Raw genomic sequence first — 20,748 nt, 5'->3', positions numbered from 1 at the left:
TTTTTCGTTTCCCCGCTGCGGTCCGTCACGCCTCGAGGCTCTCCCATGTCCTCGTTCCCACCCCCCGCCGCCGGGACCGACCCTTTCTTCCACCCGCCCGAGCAGTCGGCCCGGGCCGCGAAGGCGATCTTCGCCATCGGCGTCGCCTTCTCCGCCTACCAGGTCTTCACCGCCGCCTACGCGCCCCTGTCGAGCCTGGTCATGCGCTCGCTGCATGTGGGCTTCCTCATGCTCCTGGCCTTCGCCCTGTTCCCCACCTTCCAGCGCGGCGGGCGGCGCGACGCCTGGGTCGGTTGGGCAATGGGAATCATCGGCTTCGCCCTAGGCTTTTACCAGTGGATCTTCGAGGAGGAGCTGATTCTGCGCTCCGGGGACCTCACCCGGGAGGACATGATCGTGGGCGTAGCGGTGCTCGTGCTAGTGTTCGAAGCGGCGCGGCGCGTCATGGGGGCGGCCCTGCCCCTGATCTGTGCCGCGTTCCTCGCCTACGCCCTCTTCGGCCATCACCTGCCCGGAGCCCTGGCCCACCGGGGTTACGGCTTCGACCAGGTGATCAACCAGCTTTCCTTCGGCACCGAGGGCATCTACGGCATCCCCACCTACGTCTCCTCCACCTACATCTACCTCTTCATCCTGTTCGGCACCTTCCTCGAGCAGGCGGGGATGATCAAGCTATTCACCGATTTCTCCATGGGCACCGTGGGCCATACCCGGGGCGGACCCGCCAAGGTGGCGGTAGTGGCCTCGGGGCTCATGGGAACGGTGAACGGCTCGGGGGTGGCCAACGTGGTGACCACCGGCCAATTCACCATTCCCCTCATGAAGCGCTTCGGCTACCGTCCCGAGTTCGCCGGGGGCGTGGAGGCCACCGCCAGCATGGGAGGCCAGATCATGCCCCCGGTGATGGGGGCGGTCGCCTTCATCATGGCCGAGACCATCGGCGTGCCCTACGTGGAGATCGTCAAGGCGGCCATCATCCCGGCGCTGCTCTATTTCGCCACCGCCTTCTGGATGGTACACCTGGAGGCCGGGCGGCTGGGCCTGCTGGGACTGCCCAAGGAGGAGTGTCCCGACCCCTGGGCCGCGGTGCGCGCCGGCTGGTACCTGGTGCTGCCCCTGGCCGTGCTGGTTTACCTCCTCTTCTCCGGCTACACGCCCCTCTTCTCCGGCACCGTAGGGCTCGCCCTCACCGTGATCCTCATCTTCGGCACGGCCGTGGCGGCGCGCATCGGCCCCTTCGGGCTGCGGGTCCTCTTCTGGGTGCTGCTGGGCGTGCTGTCCTCGGCCTTCTTCAAGTACGGCATCACCGCGGTCTTCGCCGTCATCGGGCTGCTCGTGGCGATCAACCTGTTCGTGCGGGGCGGGCGGGCGGCGCTCCGGCTCGCCGTCAACGGCCTGGCCGAGGGCGCCAAGCACGCCCTGTCGGTGGGGGTCGCCTGCGCCCTGGTGGGGGTCATCATCGGCGTGCTGACCTTGACCGGCGCCGCCACCACCTTCGCCGGCTACATCATCCGCCTGGGAGAGCACAACCTGTTCCTATCCCTGGTGCTCACCATGCTCACCTGCCTGGTGCTGGGCATGGGGATCCCCACCATTCCGAATTACATCATCACCAGCTCCCTGGCCGCCCCGGCCCTGCTGGAGCTGGGCGTGCCCCTGATCGTGTCCCACATGTTCGTGTTCTATTTCGGCATCATGGCGGACCTGACGCCGCCGGTGGCGCTGGCGGCGTACGCGGCGGCACCCATCGCCCGCACCTCGGGGCTCAGGATCGGGGTCCAGGCGATGCGGGTGGCGATCGCCGGGTTCGTGGTTCCCTACATGGCGGTGTACGCCCCGGCCCTCATGCTCCAGACCGGGGACGCGGTGGACGTCATCTACATCGTCCTCAAGGCCCTGCTCTCCATCGGCCTGTGGGGCGCGGCTAGCATCGGCTACCTGTGGGCGCCCCTCGCTTGGGCCGAGCGGTTCCTGGCCGCGGCCGGGGCGTTTTTCCTGGTGGTAGCCCTGCCCATCACCGACGAGATCGGCTTCGGGCTCTGCGCCCTCACCCTGCTCCTCCACGGCTGGCGCTCGCGCAAGGCCCGCGCTACCCGCACGGCGTGACCCAGCCCCACTCCGCGGGCCGGGTGTAAAATGGACGGCGTTTCCCCGCACCCCCGTTGTCCATCCGTGCTCCGGAGCTTCCCATGAAACGCGACCATCCTCCCGTCAAACCCGTCTTCCGGTGGGACGACCCCTTGCTCCTCGAGGACCAGCTCACGGAAGAAGAGCGCATGGTGCGCGACGCCGCCCGCGACTACTGCCAGGGCAAGCTCATGCCCCGCATCCTCGAAGCCAACCGCCACGAGCGCTTCGACCGCGAGATCCTGAACGAGATGGGGGCCCTGGGCTTTCTCGGCGCCACCTTGGAGGGCTACGGCTGCGCCGGGGTAAACCACGTGTGCTACGGCCTGATCGCCCGGGAAGTGGAGCGGGTGGACTCGGGCTACCGCTCCGCCATGAGCGTGCAGTCCAGCCTGGTCATGTACCCGATCTACACCTACGGCTCCGAGGAGCAGAAGCAGAAGTACCTGCCCCGGCTCGCCACCGGGGAGCTCGCGGGCTGCTTCGGCCTCACCGAGCCCAACCACGGCTCCGACCCCGGCGGCATGGAAAGCCGGGCGAGAAAGGTCCAGGGGGGCTATGCTTTGCGCGGCGCGAAGACATGGATCACCAACTCCCCCATTGCCGACGTGTTCGTCGTCTGGGCCAAGGACGACGAGGGAGAGATCCGCGGCTTCATTTTAGAGAAGGGCATGAAGGGGCTTTCCGCCCCCAAGATCGAGGGCAAGTTCTCCTTGCGCGCTTCCGTCACGGGGGAGATCGTCATGGACGACGTCTTCGTCCCGGAAGGGAACCTGCTCCCCGGGGCGAAGGGCCTGAAGGGCCCCTTCGGCTGCCTCAACAAGGCCCGCTACGGCATCGCCTGGGGCGCCTTGGGGGCGGCCGAGTTCTGTTGGCACGCGGCCCGCAACTACACCCTGGAGCGCAGCCAATTCGGCCGGCCGCTCGCCGCCAACCAGCTCATCCAGAAGAAGCTCGCCGACATGCAAACCGAGATCGCCCTGGGACTGCAGGCGGTGCTGCGGCTGGGGCACCTCATGGACGAGGGCCGCGCCACGCCGGAGATGGTGTCCATGCTCAAGCGCAATTCCTGCGGCAAGGCCCTGGAGATCGCGCGCCTCGCCCGGGACATGCACGGCGGCAACGGCATCAGCGACGAGTACCACGTGATCCGCCATGTGATGAACCTGGAGGCGGTAAACACCTACGAAGGCACCCATGACATCCACGCCTTGATCCTGGGCCGCGCCCAGACGGGCATCCAGGCCTTCAGCGCATGACATGCCCGGTCCCCTTTCCCATGTTCGCGTCCTCGATCTCTCCCGCGTCCTCGCCGGCCCGTGGGCGGGCCAGGTGCTCGCCGATCTGGGCGCCGAGGTAATCAAGATCGAGCGTCCGGGCACCGGCGACGACACCCGCGAGTGGGGGCCGCCGTGGTTGAAGGATAAGCACGGCGGCGAGACCGCCGAATCCGCCTATTTTCTGTCCGCGAACCGGGGCAAGAAATCGGTCACCCTGGACATTTCCACCGCCGAGGGCCAGACCATCGCCCGGCGGCTGGCGGCCCGATGCGACGTGGTGCTGGAGAATTTCAAGGTGGGCGCCCTTGCCCGCTACGGCCTGGACTACGAGAACCTCAAGGCGCTGAATCCCGGGCTAGTGTATTGCTCCATCACCGGCTTCGGCCAGGACGGGCCCTACAGCGGCTACGCCGGCTACGACTTCATGATCCAGGGCATAGGGGGCCTCATGAGCATCACCGGCGAGCCGGACGACGTGCCGGGCGGCGGCCCTATGAAGGCGGGGGTGGCGGTGGCCGATCTCTTCGCCGGCATGTACGCGGCGGTGGCGGTGCTCGCCGCCTTGGCCCACCGGGAGCGCACCGGCGAGGGCCAGTACATCGATCTGGCGCTCCTCGACTGCCAGGTGGCGATGCTCGCCAACCAGGCGATGAACTACCTGGTGAGCGGCACGCCGCCCCGGCGCCTGGGCAACGCCCATCCCAACATCGTCCCCTACCAGACGTTCCGCACCCGGGACGGGCACTTGATCCTCGCCATCGGCAACGACCGGCAGTTCGGCCGCTTCTGCGAGCTGGCCGGCCGTCCGGCGCTCGCCGCGGACCCCCGCTTCGCCACCAACGCCGCCCGGGTCGCCCACCGCGACGCCCTGATTCCGATGATCGCCGAGACGATGGCGGCGCACTCCACCGGCGAGTGGCTCGCCCTGCTGGAGCCGGCCGGCATTCCCTGCGGCCCCATCAACACCCTGGATCAGGTGTTCAGCCATCCCCAGGTGGTCCACCGGGGCATGACCGTATCCCTTCCCCACCCGTGCAGCGGGATCGTCCCCCTGGTGGCGAGCCCGCTGCGCCTCTCCCGCACCCCGGTGGAATACCGGCGAGCGCCCCCGGCCCTCGGACAGGACACCGGGGAGGTGCTCGGGTCGCTGCTCAACATGGGCGACGAAGAAGTGGCGGTGCTTCGCCGGCGCGGCATCGTCTGAACGGCGCGCGATGGCCGATTCTCCCCCTTGCCGATCCGCGGCCCAGGCGGCCCCGGCCGGGGGCGAGCTGGGGCGAGGGCCGGCCGTGGGAGCGCTCGCGCTCCTCACCCTGGTCTGGGGGTACAACTGGATCATCATGAAGACCGCGACCGGCTACGCCGGTCCCTTCGATTTCGCCGCCCTGCGCTCCGTCCTTGGCACCGTTTTCCTGTTCGCGGCCCTCCTCGCCCTGGGCCGCCGGCTCAAGCCTCCGCCCCTCGCCCCCACCGTGCTGCTCGGTCTCGCCCAGACCGCCGGATTCACCGGCCTGTCCCAATGGGCTCTGGTGGCGGGGGGCGCGGGCAAGACTGCGGTCCTCGCCTACACTATGCCCTTCTGGACCCTGCTCCTCGCCGCCTGGCTGCTGGACGAGCGCATCCGCGGCATGCAATGGCTCGCGGTGGTCCTGGCCCTGGCCGGGTTGATCCTGGTCCTGGAACCATGGCGCCTGCAGGGGACCCTGGGGAGCGGGCTGCTCGCCGTGGGCTCGGGACTGGCCTGGGCCGCGGGCGCCATCGTGGTCAAGCGCCTCCAGGCCCGCCAGCGGACCGACTCCCTGGTCCTCACCGCTTGGCAGATGCTCTTCGGCAGCCTCCTTCTGGTGGTTCTGGCCCTGGCCGTGCCCCAGCCGCCGGTGCGCTGGACCGGCGCCTTCGTCGCCCTCCTCCTCTACATCTCCCTGGTGGGTACCGCAGCCGCCTGGCTCGCCTGGATCTTCGTGCTGAAGCGCCTTCCCGCCGGTACCGCCAGCCTGGGCATCCTGGCCGTGCCGGTGATCGGGGTCCTCGCCTCCGCCCTGCAGTTGGGCGAGCGCCCCAGCGGGCCCGAGTTCTGGGGCATGGTCTCGATCATGGGGGCGCTCGCGCTCCTCACCCTGCACGGGCTGAGCCTGTCTGCCCGCCAGGCAGGCCGCGGGCCAGGTGAAAGAATGGATCCGCCAGGTCACCCCCAGGACAAAACGAATGACGTGGAACGCGGTAACCACCGGCACGCCCAGGTGCAGCATCTTGGCGGTGATGCACATACCAGCACTTGGCGGCCCACGTCGGGGGTGAAATAGAGGCCGAGGGCCACGCCGATCACTAGCTGGCCGGCCTGGCGGCCCCCCGGCGGAGGTGTGAGGGGCCCGTGGAACCCCCGAGCTGCCGCCATGGCGGCCATGGGGCCCCACCAGCCAGGGCAAGGGAACTCGGGCCGCTTCGAAGAGGGCACCCGCGACGAGACCCAAAACGAGCGCCCCGGCGATCTCCACCACCCGTCCCGGGCCCTGGCTCATGGAGCATCCCTGCTTGCAGGGCTCCCGAACCGGGGGCGTCGTCGTGGGGATCCTGTTCTCCCTGCCGGAGCGCGGGTCCTCCTGAAGAGGAGGGCACAATAGCTCGGCACACCGGGAATGTTGCGTTGCAAAGCGCGCCGGGCAGTATACCCCACCTTTCCGCGCCCGGAGGAAGCGTCCGTCCCCAAGGACGCCTCCCTCCGCGCCTGGGGTGACGGGCGCGGGGGCGCAGGTAAGTGTATGATTCGAACTGCGGTGTCAATCCGACGCGATGATGACCCTCTCCCCCGCCGTCCGTGACGCGCTGCTTAATCTCGGGGTCGCGACCGCCTACTTCGGCCTGGCGGAACTCGCCAGGGCCCTGCTCTCAGCCCCCGTGCCGGCCTCCACCGTCTGGCCCGCCGCCGGGCTGGCCCTGGCCGCAGTGGCCCATTTCGGCGCCAAGCTCCTGCCCGGCGTGTTCGTTGGGGCACTGGCCGCTGCCCTGAGCGCGGGGGTCTCCCCGGCCACCGCGGCGGCCTTCGCCGCCGGGGCCGCCCTCGCCCCGGCCGCCGGCGGCCGGCTGCTGCGGCGCTACGGCTTGACCCGGGCTACATTTAAGCGACTGGAGAACGTGATGGCGCTCCTCGCCATCACAGTCGCAGTGGCGGCGATTCCCGCCACTGCAGGAACGCTAGCGCTCACCGTCTTCGACCCCGAGCGCCTCAGTTCCATAGCTCCCCTCTGGGCTGTCTGGTGGATGGGGGAAGCCATGGGCATCCTGGGGGTCACCCCTCTACTGCTCTCGGGGACCCGGGCGCCGCAACCCCGACTCACGCCCCGCCATGCCGTGGAGGCGACGGCGCTCCTCATCGCCCAGGTGACCCTCACAGCCGCCGCTTTCGACGGGGGGATCGCGGACCACGGAGCCGCCATCGCCCTCGCCTCCTTCGTCTTTCCCCTCATGGCCTGGTCGGCCCTGCGGCTGCCGCCCCCTTTTGCGTATCTGGGCGCGGTCCTGGCAGCGGCCGCGGCCGTCTGGGGCACGTCCCAAGGGAATGGCCCCTTCGCAGCCGAACCCGTCTGGCTGGGGCTTACCTACTTGAATGTCCCGGTCGCCGCGTTGCTCCTCATGTGCCAGCTGCTGGCCGCCACCAGCGTGCAGCGCCGGGAGTCCCTGGAAGCGCTGGCCCGCTCCGAGGAAAAGTTCCGTGCCCTGGTGCAGAACTCCAAGGACATCATCACCATCCACGATCCTGACGGCAGGACCCTGTACGAATCGCCTTCGGCGGAGCGCATCCTGGGCTACGGCCCCGGCGGGCTCATCGGCAAGAATCCCTTCAGCATCATCCATCCCCGAGAAGCGAACGCGGCCCGCGAGGCCTTTCTACGCCTGGTGCAAAGCCGCGACGCCGAGTTCTCCATGGAGCTGCGCTACCGCAAGGCCGACGGTACCTGGATCTACCTGGAGACGGTGGGGGTAAACCGGCTGCATTATCCGGGGATCAACGGCATCGTGCTCACCTCCCGGGACGTCACCGAGCGCAAGCTCGCCGAGCAGGCGCTCAAGGCGAGCGAGCAGCGCTACATGCTCGCCATGGAGGGGGCGAGCGACGGCATGTGGGAAATCGACACCGTCACCAAGGCCATTTACGTGTCGCCGCGGCTTCGTTCCATGCTGGGCCACCCGGAGGGCACCATCACCACCTTGGCTGCGTGGGAGGAGCTCATTCATCCGGAAGACCAGGAGGTCTACCGCCGGGCGCTAAGCGAGCACGTGAGCGGCGCGAGCCCTCACCTGGAGTGCGAGTTCCGCGTGCGGACCGCCGACGGCGAATACCGCTGGGTGTTTTGCCGCGGCAAAGCGGCCCGGGACAGGTACGGCAAGGCCCTGCGCATGGCCGGCTCCGTGATCGACATCACCGAGCGCAAGCGGGCTGAGGCGCGCATCGAGCATCTCGCCACCCGCGATCCCTTGACCGCCCTGCCCAACCGGGTGCTGCTTCACGACCGCCTGCAGCAGCACTTGATCGGCTGCCAGCGCAGCGGAACGTCCCTGGCGCTGCTGTTCATCGACCTGGACCGGTTCAAGACCATCAACGATTCCCTGGGCCACCACGTGGGCGACGAGCTGCTCAAGCAGGTGGCCCAGCGGCTGGAGAAGTGTGTGCGCCGGGACGACACCCTGGCGCGGCTCGGCGGAGACGAGTTCGTGGTGGTGCTCGCCGGCATCCGGGAGGAAACCGACGCGGCCCAGGTGGCGCAGAAGCTGCTGCGCAACCTCGCCGAGCCCTATTTCATCCAAGGCCGGCAACTGGCCACCACCGCCTCCATCGGCATCGCCATTCATCCCTACGACGGGCAGGACATCGCCACCCTGATGAAGAACGCCGACACGGCCATGTACCACGCCAAGGAGCGGGGCCGGAACACCTATCAGTTCTTCTCCAGCGACATGACCGCGAGGGCGCTGCAGCGGCTGACGGTGGAAAACGACCTGCGGCAGGCCCTCGAGCGCAACGAGCTGGTCCTCCACTTCCAGCCCCAAGTCAACGTCATGACTGGGGAGGTGGAAGGGGCGGAGGCTCTGCTGCGCTGGCGGCATCCGGAGAAGGGGCTGGTGCTGCCCACCCGCTTCATCCAGATCGCCGAGGAGACCGGCTTGATCGTGCCCATCGGCGAATGGGTGCTGAGAGCGGCCTGTGCCCAATGCAAGGCCTGGAACCTGGCGGGCTACCCGCACCTTAGGGTCTCGGTGAACCTGTCCGTCGGCCAGTTCGTCCGCCACGCGGACCTGCCGCGCGCCGTGACCCGGGCGCTGCGGGACGCCCGGCTTGATCCAGGTCAGCTCGAGCTGGAAATTACCGAGAGCCTGCTGGTGCAGAACACGGAGGAGCACGTGGCCACGCTGCAGAAGCTGGGCAGGCTGGGTACCTCTATCTCGGTGGACGATTTCGGCACCGGATACTCGAGCCTCTCCTATCTTAAGCGGCTGCCCATCGACGCCCTCAAGATCGACCGCTCCTTCGTGCGCGACCTGGAGGCGGATCCGGACGACGCCGCCATCGTGCGGGCTGTCGTGGCTCTAGCCCGCAGCCTGCGGCTCAAGGTGGTAGCGGAAGGTGTGGAGACCCAAGGCCAGCTCGATGCGCTGCGGCGGCTGGAATGCGACCTGTACCAAGGCTATCTCTTCAGCAAGCCCCTGCCGGCCACCGAGTTCGAAGCCCGCTTCCTGCGGCCGATCCCCCTGCCGTTCGCGGCGGATCCCGGCGCATGATCTTCGCCGCCGCAGGCCCCACGAAGGCGGGTGAAGGGAAGCCAGACGGGGTATCATCGCAGGCAGAATAAGACGCCGCCGGTCCCCCCGCCGGCGGTGCGGAGGAGGTCCATTGCAGGGAGGAACGGCACCCATCGCCGGAGCCATGAGGCTCGCGGCCACCGGTCTTGGCATCGCGGTCGCAGCCGCCCTGCTCGGCTGGGTGGGGTTCACCACCCTCTACGTCCACGGCCATCTTCCCACCCTGTGGCTGCCCTCGGGTCTCGGGCTGGCAGCGGTGCTCCTGTTCGGCCCTTGGGCTGCCCTCGCCGTCTTTGCGGGGACCGCTGCGGTCTTCGTCGACGCGGGCATGACGCCGGGCGCTGCCCTGGCGCTAGCCGGGGGCGAGGCCGCCGCGGCCCTCGCCGGGGCCGGCGTGCTGGCCCGCATGCCGGAGTTCAACTTCGGCCTCACCCGGCTGAAGGACGTGCTGTGCCTCGCCGGCCCGGGCGCCGTCTCGAGCGCCCTGGTGGCGGCCACGATCACGGCGCCGGCCTGTTACGGGTTCGGCTTGATCGAGCGGGAAGAAGTGGCCGGCGTATGGGGCCTGGCGCTCGCCTCCCACGCGGTGGGCGTCCTGGTGCTGACCCCGGCACTTCTCGGCTGGCGAGCCCGCCCATCCCAGGTCCGGCCGTCGCGGGTGCTGGAGCTCGCCTGCGCCGCGGCGGCTGCGGGGACCCTCGCCTATGCCATGTATTGCAGCGCGTTCGGGCCCTTGGCAAACCGGGGCATCATGGGGATCCTCCTGTTCCCCCTCCTCGCCTGGGGAGCGTTGCGGTTCAAGCCGACAGGCGCAGCTCTGGTGAGCTTGGCGGTGGCCGCCGGCGCGGTGGTGGGCACGGCCCTCGACGGTCCCTTGCCCGGCATGGATGCGCCCGAGCATTCCCTGACGCTCCTCGTCTTCCTCGCTGCCGTTTCGGTCACGACCCTCACCCTCTCGAGCCTCTACGCCCAGCAGCTCGCGGCCGAGCAAGCGCTGCGCCAAGGCGAGGAGCGCTTCCGCCGGCTGACGGAGCTCTCGGCCGACTGGTACTGGGAGCAGGACGAGTCCCTGCGCTACACCTTTATCTCGGGCGGCATCTCCGCGGCCGCCGGCCGGCGGCCGGAGGAGTACCTGGGAAAGACCCGCTGGGAGCTGCCCTTTCTGCGGCTCGGCGAAGAGGCGCTGCGCCGGCACCGGGCGGCGCTCGACGCCCGGCAGCAGTTCCGCCACCTGGTGGTGGAGAGCGTCGACCGCCAGGGCGAGGTCCATTACGTCTCCATCAGCGGCGAGCCGGTGTTCGACGCGGAGGGCCGCTTCCGGGGCTACCGGGGCACGGGAGCCGACGTGACCGCCCGCGTCCTGGCGGAACGGGCCCTGCGCCAGCGGGAAGCCCAGCTTCGTCTGATCGCCGAGAACGTGCCGGCCATGATCGCCCACCTGGACGCCGGTTTGCGCTACCGCTTCGCCAACCAGCGCTACGCCGGCCTCTTCGGCTGGTTCGCCGACCGGATGGTCGGGCGCCACCACCGGGAGGTGATCGGCGAAGAGGCCTACGCCTTGGTCGAGCCGTACTTCCGGCGGGTGCTGGCCGGCGAGAGCGCGAGCTACACCCGGGTCCTGCATTCGGAAGGGGTGGAGCGGGAGATCGAAGTCATTCTGGTCCCGGACTCCTCCGACGGACAGAAGGTGATCGGCATCTACGTTATGGCCACGGACGTCACCTCCCGCAAGCAAGCCGAACTGGCGCTCAAGAAAAGCGAACAACGCTACCGCGCCCTGGTGGAAGTGAGCCCCGATGCCATCTTCATTTCCCGGAATGGGGTGATCGAGTTCATCAACCCAGCGGGGCTGGCGCTTCTGGGTGCGAAATCCGCCGGCGAGATCCTCGGCCGCCCCCTCCTGGACTTCATTCACCCCCGGGACCACGCAGTGGTGGCCGAGCGCATCGCGGCGGTGAAGGCGGGCTTCTCCGTGCCGCCCCTGGAGGAGACCTACCTGCGCCTGGACGGCACGCCGGTGCCGGTGGAGGCAGTGGCCTCCGCCCTGGTGGACGAGGGTGGGTTTGCCATCCAGTCCATCGCCCGGGACGTGAGCGAGCGGCAAGCCGCCCAGTCGGAGCTGCGTCGCAAGGAGGCGCTGCTCCACGCCGCCATTAGCAACGCACCCCTCATCCTCTTCACCCTAGACCAAGAAGGCCGCTTCACCTTCTCCGACGGAAAGGCATTGGAAGCTCTGGGCTTCAGGCCGGGACAGGCGGTGGGCCGCACCCTCTGGGAGCTGCACGGGGACCTGCCGGCGGTGATCCAACAGACCCGGCGGGTCCTGCAGGGAGAGCGGGTGGTCTACGAGGTCCAGGTGGCGGGGCGTCACTTCGAGGTCCACAGCTCTCCCACCCATAACGATGCCGGAGAGGTGAACGGTGCCATCGGGCTCGCCGTGGACATCACCGAGCGCAAGCAAGCAGAAGCGCGCATCCAGCAGCTCGCGACCCGGGATCCCCTCACCGGTCTTCCCAACCGCCTGCTGTTGCAGGACCGGGCGATCCACTGCCTGGCCCAAGCGCGGCGCCGCCAGCGCCGAGTGGCGCTGCTCTTCATCGACCTGGACCGGTTCAAGACCATCAACGACTCCCTCGGGCACCACGTGGGCGACGCCCTCCTCAAGGAAGTGGCGAACCGCCTGTCCGGCAGCCTGCGAGCCACGGACACCTTGTCCCGGCTCGGTGGCGACGAATTCCTGGTGGTGATCCAGGACCTGCTGCACAGCCAGGACGCGGCTCGGGTGGCCGAAAAGCTCCTCGACGTCTTGAACGACCCCTTCGCCGTCGAGGGACACACCCTCAACACCTCGTGCAGCATCGGCATTAGCGTGTTCCCGGACGACGGGGAGGATCTTTCCACCCTCATGAAGAACGCCGACACCGCCATGTACCATGCCAAGGAGCAGGGCCGAAACAACTACCAGTTCTTCTCCGGGGAAATGATGGGACGGGCGATGCGGCGCCTGACCATGGAAAACGCCCTGCGGGGCGCCACGGAACGGGGGGAATTCGTCCTGCATTACCAGCCCCAGGTGGCGATCGGCAACGGAGCGGTGATCGGGGCCGAAGCCCTGATCCGCTGGCTCCACCCGGAGCGGGGCTTGGTGCCACCCGCCGAGTTCATCCCGCTGGCCGAGGAGATGGGCCTCATCCGTCCCGTCGGCGAATGGGTGATCGCCGCCGCGGCGGCCCAGGTCGTCGAATGGGAGCGGGCAGGGCTGCGCGTGCCCCGGATCGCCGTGAATCTCTCCCGCGCCCAGCTCCGGCCCGACCTGCCGGACACTCTGGCCCGCATCCTCGGGCGCAGCGCCCTCGCGCCCCGGCGCCTGGAGCTGGAAATCACCGAAAGCCTCCTCATGCAAAACGTGGACGAGGCGGTAGCGGTGCTCGAGCGCATCGAGGCACTGGGAGTGCGCATCGCCATCGACGACTTCGGCACCGGTTACTCGTCCCTCGCCGTGCTCACCCGGCTGCCCATCGACGCGATCAAGATCGACCGGGCGTTCGTCCAGGACATCGAGGTGAACCGCAACGCCCAGGCGGTGGCGAGCGCCATCATCGCCATGGCCCGGAGCCTCCACCTCACGGTGCTGGCCGAGGGCGTGGAGCGCGAGGAGACTCTGGCTACCCTGGCGGAGCTGGGCTGCGACGGATACCAGGGCTACCTGCGCAGCCCGCCCCTTCCCGCGGAGGAGTTTGCCGCCCGCTTCCTCGCCCCCGCCGGCGTCCGACCGGCGCTCCCGCCTTGACCGGGCTCCGCACCGGTGTCCCAACTTCCCGATAATCCCGCGAGTCCCGGGTATTTCTAGCCACGGATGAATATAGATGTCGTCGAATGGGAAAATAACCTTGCCTTGATCCGCGAAAATCCGTGCCCATTCGTGGCTTACATCCGATTCAGGCGCCTGCTCGATCTACGCCGGCTGGGTACGGGCCGGCGGTGGCGAGCGCCGGCGCAGGAGTTGCAGCCCGGCCACCAGCCCCAACAAGGCCAGCGCCGGCAGGAACATCCATTCCTTGGGCGGCCGCGCGACGGGCAGCTCCAGGTGGGTGATGCGGAAGCCCTGCTCGATCCCCAGCTTCTCCGCCCGGCTGCCGAACTGCACCTGGACCACTTGGAACGATTTCCCGTCGGCGTCGGGAATCACCCGCACGCCCGCGGCTGCCAGCCGCTCCCGGGCCGGCCCCGGCTCTCCCAGGGGCAGCAGCACCCCCTTGCTCACCTCCTCCCCTTCCAGGGTCGTGCCCTCGATCCACACCCGCAGCCCGGCCTTAGCCGGCTGTTGCTCCACCACCTGCAAGAGCCGGCTGCCTGGGACCTCCTCGTACGGGGGATAGAGCATGTCCCAGAAGAATCCCGGCCGGAACAGGGTGAACGTGACCAGCAGCAGCAGCGCCGACTCGTGGAGCCGGTTGCGGGTGAGGAACCACCCTTGGGTGGCGGCGGCGAACATGAGGTTGGCCACGATGGCGCTCCCGATGGTGAGGAAAAGCTGCCACCAGGTGGTGATGTCGATCAACAACAACTGGGTGTTGAAGATGAACATGAAAGGCAGGATCGCCGTGCGGATGCTGTAGCCGAAGGCGGTGATGCCGGTCTTGATGGGATCGCAGCGGGCGATTCCCGCCGCGGCGTAGGAGGCGAGGCCCACGGGCGGCGTCACGTCCGCCATCAGGCCGAAATAGAACACGAAGAGGTGCACCGCGATCAGGGGTACCAGCAGACCTTGCTGGGCTCCCAGCTCCACCACCACTGGCGCCATCAGGGTGGACACCACGATATAGTTGGCGGTGGTGGGCAGGCCCATTCCCAGGATCAGGCAGATCACCGCCACCAGGAAGAGCATCAAGAGCAAGTTGCCGCCGGAGAGGATCTCCACGAACTCGGTCATCACCAGCCCGATGCCGGTGAGGGTCACGGTGCCTACGATGATGCCGGCCGCCGCCGTGGCGATACCGATGCCGATCATGTTGCGCGCGCCGTTCTCCAGACCCTTGACCAGGTCCTTGAGACCTTGCAGCGCCGCCGTCCCATAGCCCCCTTGGCCGCGGAAGAACGCTTGGATCGGCCGCTGGGTGAGCAGGATAAAGATCATGAAGGAGGTGGCCCAGAAGGCGGAGAGCCCCGGCGAGAGGTGCTCCACCATTAGGCACCAGATGAGCACCACCACCGCCAGCAGGTAATGGAGCCCCGTCTTGAGGGTTGGCCCGGGCTCGGGCAGCACCTCCAGGGGAGCGTTGGGATCGTCCCGGGCGAGAGGCGGAAAGCGGCAGCCGTACCACAGCAGTCCCAGGTAGACTGCTGCCATGAGGAATGCGATCACCAGGAGGGACGCGTCTCCCGCCGCGCCCTTGATCCACCCCAGGGTGTAGTAGACCAGGCCCGAAAGGACGATCAGCCCCGCGACAGTCATGGCGAAGGCGAGGGCGCGTTGGAGGAACGTGGACTGGGTACGCTGGGGCAGCCCCCGGATGTCCGCCTTGCACGCCTCCAGGTGCACGATGTAGAAGAGGGCGATGTAGGAGATGACCGCCGGCAGGAAGGCGTGCTTGATCACGTCGGCGTAGGGGATGCCCACGTACTCCACCATGAGGAAGGCGGCGGCCCCCATCACGGGCGGCATGATCTGGCCGTCCACGGAGGCGGCCACCTCCACCGCCCCCGCCTTGTCCGGTCGGTAGCCTACCCGCTTCATCAGGGGAATGGTGAAGGTGCCGGTGGTTACCACGTTGGCAATGGAAGAGCCGGAGATCACCCCGGTCGCCGCGGAGGCCACCACGGCCGCCTTGGCGGGCCCGCCCCGCAGGTGGCCGAGCAGAGAGATGGCGGACTTGATGAAATAGTTGCCCGCGCCCGCCGTCTCTAGGAGGGAGCCGAAGAGCACGAACAGGAAGATGAAGCTGGTCGACACGCCCAGCGCCACCCCGAACACGCCTTCGGTGGTGAGCCACAAGTGGGACATGGCCTTTTCCAGGGAGGCCCCTTTGTGGGCGATCGCCTCCGGCATATAGGGCCCGGCGAAGATGTAGCCGATGAAGACGAGCGCCAAAATCACCAGCGGCAGCCCCAGGGTGCGCCGGGCCGCCTCCAGCAAGAGGGCAAGCCCAAGGACCGCCACCACCAGGTCCTGGACGATGGGGATGCCGGGCCGGGTGGCCAGCTCCCGGTAAAAGAGAAAGATGTAGAGGGCGCCGAACGCCCCCGCCAGAGCCAGAACCCAATCCAGGGCGGGGACGTATTTACGCGGCGATCCCTTGAACGCGGGATAGGCGAGGAAAGCGAGGAAGACAGCGATCGCCAGGTGGATGGAGCGGGCCTCGGTGTCGTTGAGGACGCCGAAGCCCACCGCAAAGGGCAGGGGCGAAGCGTACCAGAGCTGGAACAGAGACCAGCCGATGGCCACCGTGAACAGAATTCTGGCGGCGAGGCCCGTCGGCTTGCGCCCGCCGGTGTCGGTCTCGGCCACGAGGGCTTTAAGCTCTTGCTCGCTGAGCCCTCTCTCCCGATTCTCCGCCGTGGCCATCGCCTCCTCCTCGTCAGCCCGCAAAAAGCAAGGGGCCGTTACTCGATAGGATACGGCCCCTTGGGATTTCTCAAGAAACGCCTCTCGGACGGGCTACATCCAACCCTTCTCCTTGTAATAGCGTACCGCCCCGTCGTGCAGCGGAGCCGACAGGCCGTCCTTGATCATGCGCTTGGGATCCAGGTTGGCGAGCGCCGGGTGCAGCTTCTTGAACTCCTCGAAGTTGTCGAACACCGCCTTCACCACCTGGTACACCACGTCCGCCGGCACCTTGCTGGAGGTGACCAGGGTCGCCAGCACCCCGTAGGTGGGCACCGGGTCGGGGTTGTTGTTGTACAGCCCCCCGGGGATCTCCACTTTCGCGTAATAGGGATTCTCCTTCACTAGCTTGTCCACCGCCGGACCGGTGAGGGGCACCAGCCTGGCGCCGCAAGTGGTGGTGGGGTCCTGGATGTTGGCCGACGGATGGCCCACGGCGTAGAAAAAGCCGTCGATCTTGTTGTCGCACAGGGCCGCCCCGTGCTCGTCGGCTTTCAGCTCGGAGGCTAGGGAGAAGTCGGAGAGCTTCCAGCCCAGGGCGTTCAGCAGTTCCTCCAGGGAGGCGCGGGTTCCCGAGCCCGGGTTGCCCACGTTGAAGCGCTTGCCCTTCAAGTCCTCGAAGCGCTTGGCGTTCAACTCCTTGCGCGCCACCACGGTCATCGGCTCGGGATGGAGGGAAAACACCGCGCGCAGCTCCTTCATAGGGCCCGCGTCCTTGAACACCTTGTCGCCGTGCCAGGCGTGGTATTGCCAGTCGGACTGGGCCACGCCGAAATCCAGCTCGCCAGCGCGGATGGTGTTGATGTTGTAGACTGAGCCGCCGGTGGACTCCACCGAGCAGCGCATTCCATGCTTCTGCCGGTCCTTGTTCACCAGGCGGCAGATGGCGCCGCCCGCGGCGTAGTACACCCCCGTGACCCCGCCCGTGCCGATGGTGATGAACTTCTGCTGGGCCGACGCCGGAGCCGGTCCCAGGCCCAGGGCGCCTGCGAGCAGGGCCGCCCCCAGGAGCGGCAGTTTTTTCGCGCTTGTCGTCCTCATGGTCTCTTCCTCCAGTGGTGATGATGGTCGTCGATGATCCGCCGGGCCCGGGAACGGGCTTCTCCACGGGCCGCCGGCGCGGGCCTCCGGACCGGAATGCCTCCCATGACGTCAGGGTGGGAGCCCGGCAGGGCGGGCTCCCGGCGGGTTCGAGTGTACCACGCGCCCCCGAGCGCCGCGGAGGGCGGACGGGTCAAAGCACCTCTCCTCCTACCAGCGTACCCGATGCGGGAGCCTCGACCCGAGGGTAGCCGGACGACGTCAGGGCCGCCTCCAGGGCCGCGGCCAGCCGGTCCACGATTTCCGCCACGTGCCCGGCGCCGATGATGAACGGAGGCGCAAGGAGCACGTGATCCCCCAGCTTGCCGTCCAGGGTCCCTCCCATAGGGTAGCAAGCGAGACCCCGCGCTAGGGCCTCCCGCTTCACCGCGGCGTGGAGCTTAAGCGCCGGATCGAACGGCCGCTTGCTCGCCCGCTCTTCCACCAGCTCCAACCCGAGGAGCAGCCCCCGGCCGCGGATATCGCCCACGTGGGGGTGATCCCCGAGGCGCTCCGCCAGGGCCGCTCGCAACCCCTCCCCCTGGCGGCACACGTTCTCGAGCAGGTTCTCTTCCCGGATCACCCGCTGCACCGCCAGGGCCGCGGCGCAGGCAACCGGATGCCCCATGTAGGTGTGGCCGTGCTGGAAGAAGCCCGAGCCGTCCCGGATCGCTTCGAAGATGGGCTGGCGCACTATCACCGCGCCGATGGGTTGGTAGCCGCCCGCAAGCCCCTTGGCCAGGACCACCAGGTCCGGCACGATTCCCTCCTGCTCGCAGGCAAAGAGGGTGCCGGTGCGTCCCATACCGCACATCACTTCGTCCAGGATCAGCAGGATGCCGTAGCGGTCGGTGAGCTCGCGTACCCGCCGGAAGTAACCCGCCACCGGCGGAACAGCGCCCAGGGTCGCTCCCACCACCGGCTCGGCCACGAAGCCGATCACCGTATCGGGTCCCAAGCGCAGGATCTCCTCCTCCAGTTCTCGGATCAGGCGGTCGCAGTATTCGGCGTCGCTCTCCCCTTCCCCCTTGCCCCGGTAGGCGTAGCAGGGGGAGACATGGGAGACCTTGATCAGGAGCGGTCCGAACTGGGCCCGCCGCCACAGGTTCCCGCCCACCGAGAGAGCCCCCAGGGTGTTGCCGTGGTAGCTCTGGCGTCGGGCGATGAAGTGGCGCCTTTGGGGCTGTCCGATCTCGAGAAAGTACTGGCGGCCTAGCTTGAGGGCCGCCTCCACCGCCTCCGAGCCCCCCGACACGAAATACACCCGGGTGAGGTCCCCCGGCGCCGCCTCGGCAAGGCAGTCGGCGAGACGCTCCATGGGCTCATTGGTGAAGAAGGAAGTGTGGGCGTAGGCGAGCCGCCGGGCCTGCTCCTGAATCGCCTGGATGACGGCGGGATGGCCATGGCCCAGGCAGGAGACGGCGGCACCGCTGGAGGCGTCCAGGATGCGGCGGCCTTGCGCGTCCACCAGGTACGGCCCCTCGCCCCCCACCGCCATGGGAGGATCCAACCGGGCGTTGCGGTGAAAGACGTGGCTCATGGTTTCAGCTCGCCGGCAGGGAAGACAAAAGAGGAGAAGCCCCGCGCAACTCGGACACTTTACGTCCCTCCCTCCAAGGGTTCGGAGGCCCAGCCGGGAGGAGCGACCCCCTCCGGAGGCGGCACGGGAGGCGGCAATCCCCGCGCCGCCCAGCGAAACAACAGCCGCAGGGCGCCGTTGGAACCTGCACAGAGGGAAGTGATGGCCACCGTGGCCCGCACCGCGCCGCGGGAGATCTTGACCTGATCCCCCCGGCTGAAGGCCAGGCGCCCCTTGAGGTTTGCCAGGGTGAGCACCGCCATGCCCAGGGCCCACAGGCAGAAGCGCCGGATGCCCTCCTCCCGTTTGGGGACGAACAGGGTGTAATCGAGAGCACGCTCCAGATGCCATCGGGCCACGCCGATCAGGTATTCCATTCCTCGCCGGAAGCCCGCTTCCCCCGGCGTAAGGGCGCCGAGATCGCAGCCCCGCTCCTCGAACACCGCGCGGGGCAGCCAGCAGGCGCCCCGGGAGCGGTCCTCCCACACGTCCTTGAGGATGTTGGTCATCTGCAGCCCCTGGCCGAAGGACAGGGCGAGCTGGCGCAGCTCCTCTCGCCGCGGCGCCAGCTCCTGAATCCGCTGGCAGAAAAGCTCGGTGAGCATCTCCCCCACCACGCCCGCCACGCAGTAACAGTAGCCGTCCAGGTCCGCCAGGGTTTCCAGCCCCCGGGAGCCGCCCTGGGCCTGGAAGCGCGCCATGCCTTCCGTCATCACCCGCACGCAGCGCTCGATGGCCGCCCGCTGGGGCGCTGCGAAGGCACGGGCGATGGCCACCACCCGGGCCGTGTGGGCCACCAGGTCCCGTTCTGCCGGGGACGCCCGGGGCGACAGGCGGGCGGACAATTCGGCCGCAAAGGCCTCGCCGGGTTCCCGGCCTTCCACGACCCGGGCGAAGCGGCGCAGGAAGCGCAGCTTGTCCTCCACCGGGAGGTGAGGATCATCCTCCACCGTGTCGGCGATGCGGCACAGGAGATAGGCGTTGCCCACTGCGATGCGCAACCAGGCCGGCAACTCGGGAATGGTCAGGGCGAAGGTGCGGGAGACCCCGGCGAGAATGCGGTCTTGATATTGGAGGTCGGACGCTGGGATGGACATGGGATCGCGAGCGCTCGGGAAAGCGGCCCACCCCGGGAGGCAGGACCGCCATGCGGGAAGTATAGTCGCCCTCGCTCCCGGGCGCACCACCGTATGGGTAAGGCGGCCGGGCGGGTTAGCGGCTTTCGACGTGGGGAACAAAGCAGCGCGGAAATCCCCGCGCATCGGCATCCCGACCCGTAAGAACCCTTGGGCCTCCCCGTCTAACCTATCGTTGGATCTTCCTCGAGGAAGAAGAGAATAAGCCGATGAAAAAACCGCGACAGGGGACGGGGCTGTTTTTCCTCGGGATCGGCATAGCGTTGGGGGCGGCCGCCGAAACGGTCGTCACGCCACCGGCCCAGCCCAACGGCATCCATCCGCAGACCGGGTTCAGCCGGCAGAGCGCCTGGAAAATGGGCATCGGGAGCGGCTTGCGCAAGGATGCGATGGAAGTGGCAATTGCGGTCGGCGCAGGACCCGGCAGCAATGCCTTCGGCAGCAGGCGCACCCACGATCTCGCCCTCGTTTCGGGAAGTGTCGGCTGGATCTTTAGCGACTTGGTGGGCCGGGACAGGTGGTGGCGAGGCAACTTCGAGTTGGTGGGAGAACTGTTTTCCGGCTTGCAGTTCCACCCGAACGACCGCTATTTCGTCGGGCTCACGCCGCTGCTACGCTACAACTTCGCCACGGGCAGCCGCTGGGCGCCGCTCATCGACCTGGGCGCCGGCGTGTCGGTCACCAACATCGGGAAGCCGGACTTGAGCTCCAAGTTTCAGTTCAACGTCCAAGGAGGCGCCGGGGTCCGTTACTTCATCCGGGACGACATGGCCGTTACGGTACTATACCGCTACCTCCATTTTTCCAACGCCGGGATTGAAGAACCCAACACGGGCACGAACACCCATACGTTGCGGATCGGACTCAGTTGGTTTTTCTGAGGCGGCGTTCCCAGTCTCGAACCTGATCGCTGCGCTGACCGCCATGGCTAACGCCACTGGGCCGTAACATGGCAAAATGGCTTGGGATTTGAGCGCGCCCAATGAGCCACAACACTTGGATTCACCGCTTCGTGCGCCTGGGCGTGCGCCCTCTGGCGGCGACGCCGATAGCGCCCAACCACCTGACCACGCTGCGACTGGCGACCGGCCTGGGCGCCAGCGCCCTGTTCGCCGTCGGCGGCGCCGCGGCCCTGGTCTGGGGGGC

At 68.2% G+C, this 20,748-nt stretch carries 11 protein-coding genes and 1 pseudogene; 7 read left to right on the top strand and 5 right to left on the bottom strand.

Features of this window, described 5'->3' with window-relative positions; genetic code table 11:
* Window positions 1-45 precede the first annotated feature (45 nt).
* The 4 genes from ACUVYZ_RS13785 to ACUVYZ_RS13770 all read left to right on the top strand — a co-directional run bounded on the left by ACUVYZ_RS13785 (window position 46) and on the right by ACUVYZ_RS13770 (window position 5,710).
* A complete protein-coding gene (locus tag ACUVYZ_RS13785; protein WP_439934947.1) occupies window positions 46-2,106 on the top strand; it encodes a TRAP transporter permease in 2,061 nt (686 codons plus the stop codon).
* An 83-nt stretch (window positions 2,107-2,189) separates the two neighbouring features.
* Complete coding sequence (locus tag ACUVYZ_RS13780) at window positions 2,190-3,386, top strand: acyl-CoA dehydrogenase (RefSeq protein ID WP_439934948.1); 1,197 nt, start codon at window positions 2,190-2,192, stop codon at window positions 3,384-3,386.
* Window position 3,387: 1 nt separating this feature from the next.
* Complete coding sequence (locus ACUVYZ_RS13775) at window positions 3,388-4,611, top strand: CaiB/BaiF CoA transferase family protein (RefSeq protein WP_439934949.1); 1,224 nt, start codon at window positions 3,388-3,390, stop codon at window positions 4,609-4,611.
* Window positions 4,612-4,696: 85 nt separating this feature from the next.
* A complete protein-coding gene (locus ACUVYZ_RS13770) occupies window positions 4,697-5,710 on the top strand; it encodes a DMT family transporter (RefSeq protein WP_439934950.1) in 1,014 nt (337 codons plus the stop codon).
* A gap of 29 nt (window positions 5,711-5,739) precedes the next feature.
* Here ACUVYZ_RS13770 and ACUVYZ_RS13765 read toward each other — a convergent pair.
* Window positions 5,740-5,802: pseudogene (locus ACUVYZ_RS13765) on the bottom strand (hypothetical protein); the annotation flags it as partial.
* Between the two features lie 395 nt (window positions 5,803-6,197).
* On the opposite strand from ACUVYZ_RS13765, the gene ACUVYZ_RS13760 reads away from it, so the two are divergent.
* Both ACUVYZ_RS13760 and ACUVYZ_RS13755 read left to right on the top strand, forming a co-directional pair.
* Window positions 6,198-9,182, top strand: coding sequence for a bifunctional diguanylate cyclase/phosphodiesterase (locus ACUVYZ_RS13760; protein ID WP_439934951.1), 2,985 nt, complete (start codon window positions 6,198-6,200; stop codon window positions 9,180-9,182).
* Between the two features lie 145 nt (window positions 9,183-9,327).
* Window positions 9,328-12,993 carry a bifunctional diguanylate cyclase/phosphodiesterase gene (locus tag ACUVYZ_RS13755; RefSeq protein ID WP_439934952.1) on the top strand — a complete coding sequence of 1,222 codons (3,666 nt, stop codon included), beginning with the start codon at window positions 9,328-9,330 and terminating at the stop codon, window positions 12,991-12,993.
* A gap of 165 nt (window positions 12,994-13,158) precedes the next feature.
* Here ACUVYZ_RS13755 and ACUVYZ_RS13750 read toward each other — a convergent pair whose 3' ends face one another.
* The 4 genes from ACUVYZ_RS13750 to ACUVYZ_RS13735 all read right to left on the bottom strand — a co-directional run bounded on the left by ACUVYZ_RS13750 (window position 13,159) and on the right by ACUVYZ_RS13735 (window position 19,563).
* Entirely contained in the window at window positions 13,159-15,768 is a 2,610-nt protein-coding gene (locus ACUVYZ_RS13750) for a TRAP transporter permease (protein ID WP_439934953.1), read from the bottom strand.
* Window positions 15,769-15,861: 93 nt separating this feature from the next.
* Window positions 15,862-16,848 carry a TAXI family TRAP transporter solute-binding subunit gene (locus tag ACUVYZ_RS13745; RefSeq protein WP_439934954.1) on the bottom strand — a complete coding sequence of 329 codons (987 nt, stop codon included), beginning with the start codon at window positions 16,846-16,848 and terminating at the stop codon, window positions 15,862-15,864.
* 193 nt (window positions 16,849-17,041) lie between these two features.
* Window positions 17,042-18,427, bottom strand: coding sequence for an aspartate aminotransferase family protein (locus ACUVYZ_RS13740; protein ID WP_439934955.1), 1,386 nt, complete (start codon window positions 18,425-18,427; stop codon window positions 17,042-17,044).
* Between the two features lie 59 nt (window positions 18,428-18,486).
* Window positions 18,487-19,563, bottom strand: a complete 1,077-nt coding sequence (locus tag ACUVYZ_RS13735; protein WP_439934956.1) for a phytoene/squalene synthase family protein — start codon at window positions 19,561-19,563, stop codon at window positions 18,487-18,489.
* 248 nt (window positions 19,564-19,811) lie between these two features.
* Here ACUVYZ_RS13735 and ACUVYZ_RS13730 point away from each other — a divergent pair, with 248 nt between their 5' ends.
* Window positions 19,812-20,483, top strand: a complete 672-nt coding sequence (locus ACUVYZ_RS13730) for an acyloxyacyl hydrolase (protein WP_439934957.1) — start codon at window positions 19,812-19,814, stop codon at window positions 20,481-20,483.
* The last annotated feature ends 265 nt before the right edge of the window (window positions 20,484-20,748 follow it).

It is taken from the genome of Pelomicrobium sp. P1, from assembly GCF_052805615.1.
The sequence above is the reverse complement of the archived record's forward strand: the minus strand, read 5'-3'. Positions and strand labels throughout refer to the sequence as shown.

What these genes read in the sequence shown, in the direction of transcription:
- ACUVYZ_RS13785 (WP_439934947.1), top strand. Translation starts at nt 46, where the DNA reads ATGTCCTCGTTCCCACCCCCCGCCGCCGGGACCGACCCTTTCTTCCAC.
- ACUVYZ_RS13780 (WP_439934948.1), top strand. Translation starts at nt 2,190, where the DNA reads ATGAAACGCGACCATCCTCCCGTCAAACCCGTCTTCCGGTGGGACGAC.
- ACUVYZ_RS13775 (WP_439934949.1), top strand. Translation starts at nt 3,388, where the DNA reads ATGCCCGGTCCCCTTTCCCATGTTCGCGTCCTCGATCTCTCCCGCGTC.
- ACUVYZ_RS13760 (WP_439934951.1), top strand. Translation starts at nt 6,198, where the DNA reads ATGATGACCCTCTCCCCCGCCGTCCGTGACGCGCTGCTTAATCTCGGG.
- ACUVYZ_RS13755 (WP_439934952.1), top strand. Translation starts at nt 9,328, where the DNA reads ATGAGGCTCGCGGCCACCGGTCTTGGCATCGCGGTCGCAGCCGCCCTG.
- ACUVYZ_RS13750 (WP_439934953.1), bottom strand. Translation starts at nt 15,768, where the DNA reads ATGGCCACGGCGGAGAATCGGGAGAGAGGGCTCAGCGAGCAAGAGCTT.
- ACUVYZ_RS13745 (WP_439934954.1), bottom strand. Translation starts at nt 16,848, where the DNA reads ATGAGGACGACAAGCGCGAAAAAACTGCCGCTCCTGGGGGCGGCCCTG.
- ACUVYZ_RS13740 (WP_439934955.1), bottom strand. Translation starts at nt 18,427, where the DNA reads ATGAGCCACGTCTTTCACCGCAACGCCCGGTTGGATCCTCCCATGGCG.
- ACUVYZ_RS13735 (WP_439934956.1), bottom strand. Translation starts at nt 19,563, where the DNA reads ATGTCCATCCCAGCGTCCGACCTCCAATATCAAGACCGCATTCTCGCC.
- ACUVYZ_RS13730 (WP_439934957.1), top strand. Translation starts at nt 19,812, where the DNA reads ATGAAAAAACCGCGACAGGGGACGGGGCTGTTTTTCCTCGGGATCGGC.